Origin of the sequence: uncultured Maricaulis sp., from assembly GCF_905480005.1 — a bacterium.
Lineage (GTDB): Bacteria > Pseudomonadota > Alphaproteobacteria > Caulobacterales > Maricaulaceae > Maricaulis.
Window position 1 is genome coordinate 1 of record NZ_CAJQOO010000149.1, and the last position, 8,472, is coordinate 8,472.

General features: G+C 64.0%; 14 protein-coding genes. 8 read left to right on the forward strand and 6 right to left on the reverse strand.

Going from position 1 to position 8,472, the window contains the following annotated elements:
* The 5 genes from QZ266_RS12975 to QZ266_RS12995 form a co-directional block, all read left to right on the forward strand.
* Window positions 1-510, forward strand: a 510-nt coding sequence (locus QZ266_RS12975; RefSeq protein ID WP_295695829.1) for a class GN sortase, incomplete at its 5' end; no start/stop codon positions are given.
* Between the two features lie 94 nt (window positions 511-604).
* The gene (locus QZ266_RS12980; protein WP_295695831.1) at window positions 605-1,363 is read left to right on the forward strand and encodes a hypothetical protein; all 759 of its coding nucleotides are present in this window, start codon (window positions 605-607) and stop codon (window positions 1,361-1,363) included.
* A 58-nt stretch (window positions 1,364-1,421) separates the two neighbouring features.
* Entirely contained in the window at window positions 1,422-2,438 is a 1,017-nt protein-coding gene (locus tag QZ266_RS12985; protein WP_295695833.1) for a low specificity L-threonine aldolase, read from the forward strand.
* A 73-nt stretch (window positions 2,439-2,511) separates the two neighbouring features.
* The gene (locus tag QZ266_RS12990) at window positions 2,512-2,856 is read left to right on the forward strand and encodes a hypothetical protein (RefSeq protein ID WP_295695834.1); all 345 of its coding nucleotides are present in this window, start codon (window positions 2,512-2,514) and stop codon (window positions 2,854-2,856) included.
* 92 nt (window positions 2,857-2,948) lie between these two features.
* Window positions 2,949-3,437, forward strand: coding sequence for a hypothetical protein (locus QZ266_RS12995; protein WP_295695836.1), 489 nt, complete (start codon window positions 2,949-2,951; stop codon window positions 3,435-3,437).
* 21 nt (window positions 3,438-3,458) lie between these two features.
* On the opposite strand, the gene QZ266_RS13000 is transcribed toward QZ266_RS12995, so the two are convergent.
* The gene (locus tag QZ266_RS13000; RefSeq protein ID WP_295695838.1) at window positions 3,459-3,968 is read right to left on the reverse strand and encodes a response regulator; all 510 of its coding nucleotides are present in this window, start codon (window positions 3,966-3,968) and stop codon (window positions 3,459-3,461) included.
* Window positions 3,969-4,173: 205 nt separating this feature from the next.
* Here QZ266_RS13000 and QZ266_RS13005 point away from each other — a divergent pair, with 205 nt between their 5' ends.
* Window positions 4,174-4,566 carry a DUF3775 domain-containing protein gene (locus tag QZ266_RS13005; RefSeq protein ID WP_295695840.1) on the forward strand — a complete coding sequence of 131 codons (393 nt, stop codon included), beginning with the start codon at window positions 4,174-4,176 and terminating at the stop codon, window positions 4,564-4,566.
* Window positions 4,567-4,629: 63 nt separating this feature from the next.
* Here QZ266_RS13005 and QZ266_RS13010 read toward each other — a convergent pair whose 3' ends face one another.
* Both QZ266_RS13010 and QZ266_RS13015 read right to left on the reverse strand, forming a co-directional pair.
* A complete protein-coding gene (locus QZ266_RS13010) occupies window positions 4,630-5,346 on the reverse strand; it encodes a hypothetical protein (RefSeq protein ID WP_295695842.1) in 717 nt (238 codons plus the stop codon).
* Window positions 5,343-5,657, reverse strand: a complete 315-nt coding sequence (locus QZ266_RS13015) for a hypothetical protein (RefSeq protein WP_295695844.1) — start codon at window positions 5,655-5,657, stop codon at window positions 5,343-5,345. The genes QZ266_RS13010 and QZ266_RS13015 overlap by 4 nt, the downstream gene beginning before the upstream one ends.
* A gap of 129 nt (window positions 5,658-5,786) precedes the next feature.
* On the opposite strand from QZ266_RS13015, the gene QZ266_RS13020 reads away from it, so the two are divergent.
* Window positions 5,787-6,380 carry a lipocalin family protein gene (locus tag QZ266_RS13020; RefSeq protein ID WP_295695845.1) on the forward strand — a complete coding sequence of 198 codons (594 nt, stop codon included), beginning with the start codon at window positions 5,787-5,789 and terminating at the stop codon, window positions 6,378-6,380.
* On the opposite strand, the gene QZ266_RS13025 is transcribed toward QZ266_RS13020, so the two are convergent.
* From QZ266_RS13025 to QZ266_RS13035, 3 genes are read right to left on the reverse strand one after another with little or no spacing between them, the layout of a single operon-like run.
* On the reverse strand, window positions 6,381-6,575 hold the full coding sequence (locus QZ266_RS13025) for a hypothetical protein (RefSeq protein WP_295695847.1): 195 nt from the start codon (window positions 6,573-6,575) through the stop codon (window positions 6,381-6,383). It lies immediately after the preceding gene.
* A complete protein-coding gene (locus tag QZ266_RS13030; RefSeq protein ID WP_295695849.1) occupies window positions 6,557-6,829 on the reverse strand; it encodes a response regulator in 273 nt (90 codons plus the stop codon). The genes QZ266_RS13025 and QZ266_RS13030 overlap by 19 nt, the downstream gene beginning before the upstream one ends.
* A gap of 19 nt (window positions 6,830-6,848) precedes the next feature.
* The gene (locus QZ266_RS13035) at window positions 6,849-7,289 is read right to left on the reverse strand and encodes a response regulator (RefSeq protein ID WP_295695851.1); all 441 of its coding nucleotides are present in this window, start codon (window positions 7,287-7,289) and stop codon (window positions 6,849-6,851) included.
* A gap of 149 nt (window positions 7,290-7,438) precedes the next feature.
* Here QZ266_RS13035 and QZ266_RS13040 point away from each other — a divergent pair.
* The coding region (locus QZ266_RS13040) for a DEAD/DEAH box helicase family protein (RefSeq protein ID WP_295695853.1) at window positions 7,439-8,472 on the forward strand (1,034 nt) is incomplete at its 3' end.

Sequence of the window (8,472 nt, forward strand, 5' to 3'; positions counted from 1 at the left end):
CAGGGCGCCTGGCTGGGGGTGAAGGCCGATATTGCGCAGGTCCTCCTCGCACAGTCCTGGACCCGCGCAATCGACGGGGAGTCCGCGTCCACACCATGGCCCTGGGCCGATTTTCGGCCCGTGGCGCGGCTCTCCGTCCCGACCCTGGGTGAGCACGCTATCGTGCTGTCCGATGGTGGCGGCGAGGCGTTGGCCTTCGGGCCAGCCCTGTTGGATGCATCTGCCCGCCCCGGCGAGGCCGGCGTCAGCGTGATCGCCGCCCACCGCGATACCCATTTCGCCTTCCTGGAACATCTGGCGCCCGGCGACATGGTGATCGTGGAACAGGCCAGCGGCCATCCACTGCGATTTCGTGTGACCCGTACCGAAATCGTCGACGCCGCCCGGTCCGGAATCGAACCCTCGGTCGGACCGGCTCGACTGGCATTGGTCACCTGCTGGCCATTCGGCGACCTGGTGCCGGGTCCGGACCGCTATGTGGTCTGGGCCGAGCCGGTGCTGTCACTCTGAACGCCCTGAACACGCGAAGGCGCTGGCATCGGCCGCGGCACTGGTCTAAGCAGGTCAGGTGACGGCGGGGGCCGAGTGAAAGGATGGACCGGGCGTGGTGTTTTTGACGCCCCTTTCAGAAGCCTTGCGCCGCCGTCTCACCGCCGGCGCGCTCGCGCTAGCCGCAAACCTCCTGATCATCGTCGGTCTTCTTTTCGCGCCTCGTCCGGAAGCGGTCGAGGCTGAACCGACCGTCGTCGATGTCGTGTTCGTAACGATGCCAGATCCTGAACCGGAACCCGAGACTCCATTAGAGCCTGAGTCTGAACCGGAGCCTGCGCCAGAGCCAGAGCCAGAGCCTGAGCCAGAGCCTGAGCCTGTTGCCGAACCCGAGCCGGCCCCTTCACCCGAGCCGCCATTGGATAGGGATGCCGTGGTCGACCCGTCAGACGACCTGGCCCCTGCCGATAGCGCGGCATCGGCCGTGCAGGCCCCGAACATCCTCAGCGACGTCAATCCATTCAATGACGACCGTCAGGCCATTCCCTTCCCGAACGGTAGCGGCAGTACGGAATACGCGGTGCGGTCGGTCTTCTGCCAGTCAACATCCAACGCCAACCGGGTTGCACTGGCCTGCCCGCTGTCCGATGGCAGCGAGGGCCTGCCAATGCTGCAATTCGCGAGTGAAGAGAACATTGCCCGCGGCCAAGCTGCCTTTGCCGGCGCAGACGATCTGGATGCCGCGGAGATTCGTAGTCTTTTTGGTGTTCGAACTCCTAACCCGGACGCAATTGTCCGTCAGGGCGTCCTCAGCAGCCAGGGCGGCCTCGCGACATCTTCATCTGACCAGATGCGCGATACTCTTCCCGAATGAGGCTAGTGCTCAGCTGTTTGCCATTGACGGGGCAGGCAGGCATCACTTCATTGCGATCATGAACTTCCTGTCCGACACCACCGCCCCAGCCCATCCGGCCCTGATCGACGCAATCACCGCGGCCAATCATGATTTCGCACCGTCCTACGGAGCCGACCCGATTTCGGCCCGGGTCGAGGCACGACTGAAAGAGATCTTCGAGACTGATCTGAAAGTCCTCTTCGCCGTGTCGGGCACCGCATCGAATGCGTTGGCCTTGTCGGTCTTGTGCCCGGCTCATGGCGCCATTCTCTGTCATGACGAGGCGCATATTCATCGCGATGAGCGCGGCGCGCCGGAATTCTTCACAGGTGGCGGAAAGCTGATCCCGCTCATGGGCGATCACGCCCGGATCAGCCTGGACGCGCTTGACCAGGCGCTCGCCGAAATCCCCGAGGGCTTTGTCCATACCAGCCCGGTTCGGGTGCTCTCCCTGTCAAATCTGAGCGAGAGCGGCACGGCCTATACACCGTCCGAAGTGGACGCGCGCGCCCGCCGGGTGAAGGAACGCCCTGCCTTTGTGCACATGGATGGCGCGCGCTTCGCCAATGCCCTTGTCTCGCTTGGCTGCAGCCCGGCCGAGCTGACCTGGAAGGCCGGCGTCGACGCGCTCTGTTTCGGTGCCACCAAAAACGGCGCCCTGGGTGCCGAGGCCGTCATCCTCTTTCCCTCGGTGATGGACCGGTTTGAGGAACTCCAGGCCCGCCAGAAGCGGGCCGGCCACATGGCGCCGAAAATGCGCTTCATGGCGGCCCAGTTCGAGGCCTGGCTGAAGGATGATCTCTGGCTCGACCTTGCCCGTACGGCGAATGCGCGCGCCCGGGCCCTGGCCGGTGGCTTTGCGGGCAAGGAGGGCGCGGACGTCCTGCATCCGGTCGATGGCAATGAGATCTTCGTCCGGCTGTCAGAGCCGCGCGCCGCGCAGCTCCGCGAGGCCGGTGCCCAATTCTACCAATGGCCGGACGGATCGGCGCGCTTCGTGACGAGCTGGTGCACGACCGAGACCGAGATCAGCGACACCCTCGCCGCGCTCTGACAGGGTCGCGACACGCAGCTTGAAGCTGTGGAACAAAACAAGTACACTCAATGCGTGTTGCACGGAGAACTGCATGCAGAGCGAGTGGGGAATTCTCTATCATCTCGATGATATCCGCTTTGACGCCTATGGGCGGGCCCTGATCGGGGATAGGGCTGCCGCGCAGCGTATGCAGGGCTTGTTGAGCCAGGCCGATGCGATCGCCTGCCGCTCCGGTTGCGGGGCCCCGCTCAGCTGCGATACCGCCCTGATCCTGCGCGAGGAATTGACCAGGCTGGGCCCCGACCTGCTGGTCAATAATGCCGAGTTCTCGACCATCATCCGAAAGCGCAAGGCCGTCGGCGCGATCGAGGCCGTGATTGTCTTTTCGGTCTATCGCCGGGTTGAGATCGCCCGGGAGGCGTTTAAAGGCGTCTGAAAGCAGGGTGTACCGACGGATCCCGCTCGGGTTCAGGAAACCTTAGCGCCAGGCATGCAAGCCTGAAGAATGCCAACCGGAGGGAGCCATCCATGTTGATCCAGATTGCACTCGGCGCAGCCCTGTTGTGGGCGCCAGCCGGACAATTCAACAGCCTGGCTGCCGACGACCCGGCACCCAAACCTGCCCTGATCAAGACCGTGCAGGACAGTTTTGCGCGGAGCCTCTCGATCGTGGTCACGATCGACATGGGGACTTCGATCGTCCTGGACTATCCCGAACTGACGAGTGGCGAATGGCAGTCGGTCCCGACGCCTGGCTCTGTCATCAATCCCGGCGACTCTGCGATTTACGTCGCCGGCACACAGAATAATTTCGACCCGCTGGGTGGCGCGTTGATCCTCTCGGTCTCATCGGGCGCTTCATTCTCGGTCAATTTCGAGTGGACGATCGATGGGCAGGTCACATGCACGGTCGACGACACAAGCCTTCAGACTGTCAGCCTTCAGGTCACGTCGTTCAATACGATGACGAATAGTCCAACATGCCAGATCACCGCTATGGATGCGAACCGCGAATAGCGACCGGCCCCCGCTCGCGCATCAACCGCCAGACGAATTCTCGTCATCGCCCTCGCGGCGCCACGGCCCCGCATAGCGCGGGTCCTGGCGGCGGCGGCGGTCGGGGCCGAAATAGGTCGGCGCCTTGATGAAGCGACGCGGCCTCTCGATCAGGGCAGAGATCCGGTGGAAGAGGTCGACCGGGCGCACGGGCTTGGCGAGATACTCGTTGACCCCGGCATTGATCGCCTCGATCACCTTGGATCGGTCCGTGTGACCGGTGACCATGACGATGGGCAGATATTTGTTCGCACTGTCCGACGCGGTGCGCACGAGACGGGTGAATTCCAGCCCGTTCAGATCGCCCAGCATGTAGTCGACCAGGGCAAAGTCCGGATTGACGTCGCGCATTGTTTCGAAGGCGTCCGCGGCGTCGCGCACTTCCACGATCGTGCGCACGCCAAACCCCTGCAGGATGGTTCGCAGGATGGTCGACATGTGCGCGTTGTCCTCAACGATCAGGACACGGATGCGGTCGAAACTGCCGGACATGGACTCTCGCAATGGCGAAAAGGGAATCAATAATCGCCCAGAGTGTGCACCGGCGGCCTTAACCAAGTCTTGACCGGGCTGGTGCGCCCGAGCCGGCACCCGGAACCCGCCGTCGGAACGGATTGCCCGCCACAAGAGCCCCGTCCTGTGCTAGTCTGCCCGCGTTGCGTTGCGTTCAGTTTGGCAAGCTTGGAAAGGCAAGGTCATGAACATCGCAGAAAAAATGGTGCGCTCCCTGATCGACCGGGCGCGCGCCTATGACAGCAAGGAACAGATCGACGATTACGAGAAAGACCCGGACAGCGGCGAGACCGATGCGGTCGAGAACCTGCTGACCGGCGATATCGATCCGATCCGCAGGGAAATCGAAGACTGGCTGGGTTCACTTGACGAGGAAGCCCAGGCCGACCTGGTCGCGCTCTACTGGATAGGACGCGGCGATTTCGAGGGTCGCGACTTTCGCCGGGCGCTCCAGGAAGCCCGTAGCCGTCGCAGCGGCCCGACCGAGGCCTATCTGCTCGGCGCGCCCATGCTCGGCGACTATCTCGAACTGGGCCTGGACGCCGTCATCGAAGCCGAGGTCTTTGACGACGCCTGAACGACGCCCTGCGCCGCTCAGGGCGTGACTGCCCGGGACCGGGTTGACGGCCAGACCAGGCCGTCAGCGTTCGCGTAATTGCGCGGCCACCTCACGCAAGGCTGCGGCGCGCACATCCGGATCGCTTTCGGCGAGGGCGTCCTGCATCCGAGCCGAGGCCTCGTTCAGTCGACGGCGCGTTTCCGCCTGGGCGTCCGATTGAGCCTGCTCCCGCTCATTCCCGCGCACAGCCGCAACGAGGATGTCGGCAATTCGCTGCAGGATCTGGACGACCGCCTCGGCCGAGAAACCGCCCACAACCGCGATCGCCAGCGGGCCGTACTCGTCCGCGATGCCGTTCAGGCCGGAATTGCCGCCCGCGATCTCACCCAGAATGAAGCCGGTGAAAATCCCGAGCACGAAACGCAACAGGTAGAGCTGATAGTATTGCGGACGGAATGTGCCATCGCGGAGATAATTCCGGGCCGTCCAGAAGGCGAAGAGCGTTGCTCCCAGCACGGCGCCACAAAGTCGCGTCAGCTTCTGGCTTATCTGCTCGCCTGAAAGCCCGTCACCGGCCGGCGGCGCGCTCTCTCCTCCGGACCCCCAGAAAGCGGGGATGGCATTCATGACGACCAGGAGAAGAAGCGCGGCCAGCCCGATCGCACCAATGGACAGCAGGACCCGGTTATGGCGCAGCTCACTGGCCCTGATGGTTCCCGGCGTGGCCGGCGCGATCGCCGCGGACAGATCCTGGTGAATTCTCATCGCCAGGCGAAGCGTTTCCGTATCCGTATTCATGTCAGCGTCACGGTCTCACGCAGGCCTTCCTCGGGCGGCTCGACATCGTCGGTAAATATCAACGGCTCATCGCCCGGCACGGCGCCGAGGCGCTCGAACAGGACGGGCAGATTGGCCTGGACAGAGTCCGGAAGCGCGATCCCGCGCGACCGGGCGAAGCGCTCCATGGCGCGGATTTCGGCGAGCAATTCGCGCAGCAGGACATGCGCTGAAAGACCGGTCGGGTCTGCCCGTTCGAGCCGCGCTCCAATCGCCGCCGGGTCATCGCGGGAAAGCCCGATCGTCTCCGTGTCGGTACCACTTTCTGCCATGCAGGACCCCACCTGAACTTGTTAATATGATAAATGCCATTCAGGGTAATGTCCAGTTCCGGGCAAATCGGGGCCTTGCGGCTGGACTCGCGTCGGCTTGCCGCTATCTCTCGGTTTCAGACCGGAGATATGACGATGCCACGCCCGTTACGTCACGCCCTCGCCCTGCCACTTGCCCTGCTCCTGCTGCCACTGGCTGCCTGCAGCTCACCGCCGCGGGATCGCCTGGCCGGCGACACGCCACCGCAGACCGTCGCCTCGGTTGATCTGGACCGCTATCTCGGGCGCTGGTTCGAGATCGCGCGCGCCGATCACGGCTTCGAGCGCGGCTGTGACGGCGTGATCGCGGAGTATGCGCGCCGCGAGGACGGCATGATCGCCGTCCTCAATCGATGCTGGAAGGACGGGCTGGATGGCGCGGGCAATACGGCGGAGGGCCGCGCCCGCATTGCGGATCCGGACAGCAATGCCCGCCTCGAAGTCAGCTTTTTCGGCCCCTTCTTCGGCGATTACTGGATCATCGACCTGGCCGAGGATTACAGCTGGGCGGTGATTTCCGAGGCCGAGGGCCGCTATCTGTGGATCCTGGCCCGCAATCCGCAGCCGGGCGCAGACTTCGTGGACGCCCGCCTCACCGATCTGCGAGCGCGCGGCTTTGACACGGAGGGTCTCATCTTCCCCGAACAATGGCCCGGTATCGCGGACGTCCCGCCTGCTGACTGATCAGTCCGTCCAGGACATTTCCGAGCTTCGCGGTGGCTTGCTGTTGATGCCCTTGCGGTGATTGACGGCGTCCAGGATTCGCTTGCCGAGCCGGTCCGGCATGACAGGCTTGACCAGATAGGCATCGATATCGGCCTTGCGGGCCGCGTCGACAATGCTGACCTCGTCATGCGAGGTCAGCAGGATGATCGCCACATCCTTGTTCGCCAGTGTCTCGTCACCGCGCACTTGCCAGGCGATCGACACGCCATCATCGGATGCAGCTCATAGTCGAGCAGGACCGCGTCCAGCGTCTGGCGCCTGAGATGGTGCCAGGCCGTCTCGCTGTCGGCCGCCTCGAACACATCCGCACAGCCGAGCCGCTCCAGCAGCTTGATGACCAGGGTGCGGATGGACGCGGTGTCTTCGACCACCAGAATGCGCAATCCGGCCAGTGGCTCGTTCGGCATGAATCACCTCCGTTAGAGGTCAGAATCTAGCACGAGAGGCCGGTTGGGCAATGCTTTCGGCGTGAGAGATTCCCAGCAGGGCCTCTCGCAGGCGCGCCGGATTGACCGGTTTTGGCAGGACTGCGGAGATGCCGGCCGAAGCGGCGCCACGGACAAGATGGGCGAAGCCGTCAGCCGCGAGCAGGATGAGCGGCAGGTCCGGGCGCAGGGACTGCACCGGATCGCGGAAGCGGCGGGCCAGGTCGAGCCCGGAACTCATCCCGAGATCATAGTCGATCAGCGCGAAATCGGGACCACAGGTGCGGGCGAGAACCAGCGCCTCATCGCTGTCCGCCGCCTCGTAGACCGCACCGAAACCCAGCCCCGTCAACAGGGTCCGCACAACGGCGCGAACCGGGCGGCTGTCATCGACCAGCAGCACGCTGAGACGGTTTGGCACTGGCAGGTCGGCGGCAGGCATCCTTGATCTCCTGCCCGCACATTAACCCTGCGCCACTGAGCACAGCCCTAATATCGGCTCATACGCTATGCGCGCTCCTGACAGCACGGTGGCAAGGCGGTGACAGTGAGGCTCTGGCCCTCGCCCGCCCGGCGTCACATATTCCCTCCATGGCCAAGCTGACCCTCGACGACACCCTCACCGCCCCGGAAGACTTCGTGCTCGACACGCTGACCAGCGTGTCGACGGCGGATCAATGGACGCCGCATCGCCCCGACCGGCCGGAAAAGTCCGAGGGCGGGCAGCGCTTCCAGTGCGTCTCGGAATACTCCCCCAAGGGTGACCAGCCGCAGGCGATTGCCGAACTGGTCGAGGGTCTCAAGGGCGAGGAGCGCGACCAGGTCCTGCTCGGCGCGACCGGCACCGGCAAGACCTTCACCATGGCCAAGATCATCGAGGCGGTGCAGCGCCCGGCCCTGATCCTGGCCCCGAACAAGACCCTCGCCGCCCAGCTCTATGGCGAGTTCAAGAGCTTCTTCCCGAACAATGCGGTCGAGTATTTCGTCTCCTATTACGACTACTACATGCCCGAAGCCTATGTGCCGCGCACCGACACCTACATCGAGAAAGAATCGTCGATCAATGAGGCGATCGACAGGATGCGCCACGCCGCGACGCGCTCCATCCTCGAACGCGATGACGTGATCATCGTCGCCTCGGTCTCGTGCATTTACGGCATCGGCTCGGTCGAGACCTATACGGCGATGACCTTCGAGCTGAAGCCCGGCGACATCGCCGATCCGCGCGCCGTCATGCGCCAGCTCGTCGACCTGCAATACACCCGCAATGACGCCGCCTTCATCCGCGGCACCTTCCGCATTCGCGGCGATAATCTGGAAGTCTTCCCGGCCCACTACGACGACCGCGCCTGGCGGATCGGGTTTTTCGGCGACGAGGTCGAGCAGATCACCGAATTCGACCCGCTCACCGGCAAGACCATGACCGAGCTGAAATCGGTCAAATTCTACGCCAATTCCCACTATGTCACGCCGCGCCCGACGCTCAACCAGGCCGTGGTCAAGATCAAGGCCGAGCTCAAGGAACGCCTCGCCTGGATGGAGAAGGAAGGCCAGTTGCTGGAAGCCCAGCGCCTGCAACAGCGCACCGAATTCGACCTGGAAATGCTCGGCGCCACCGGCTCCTG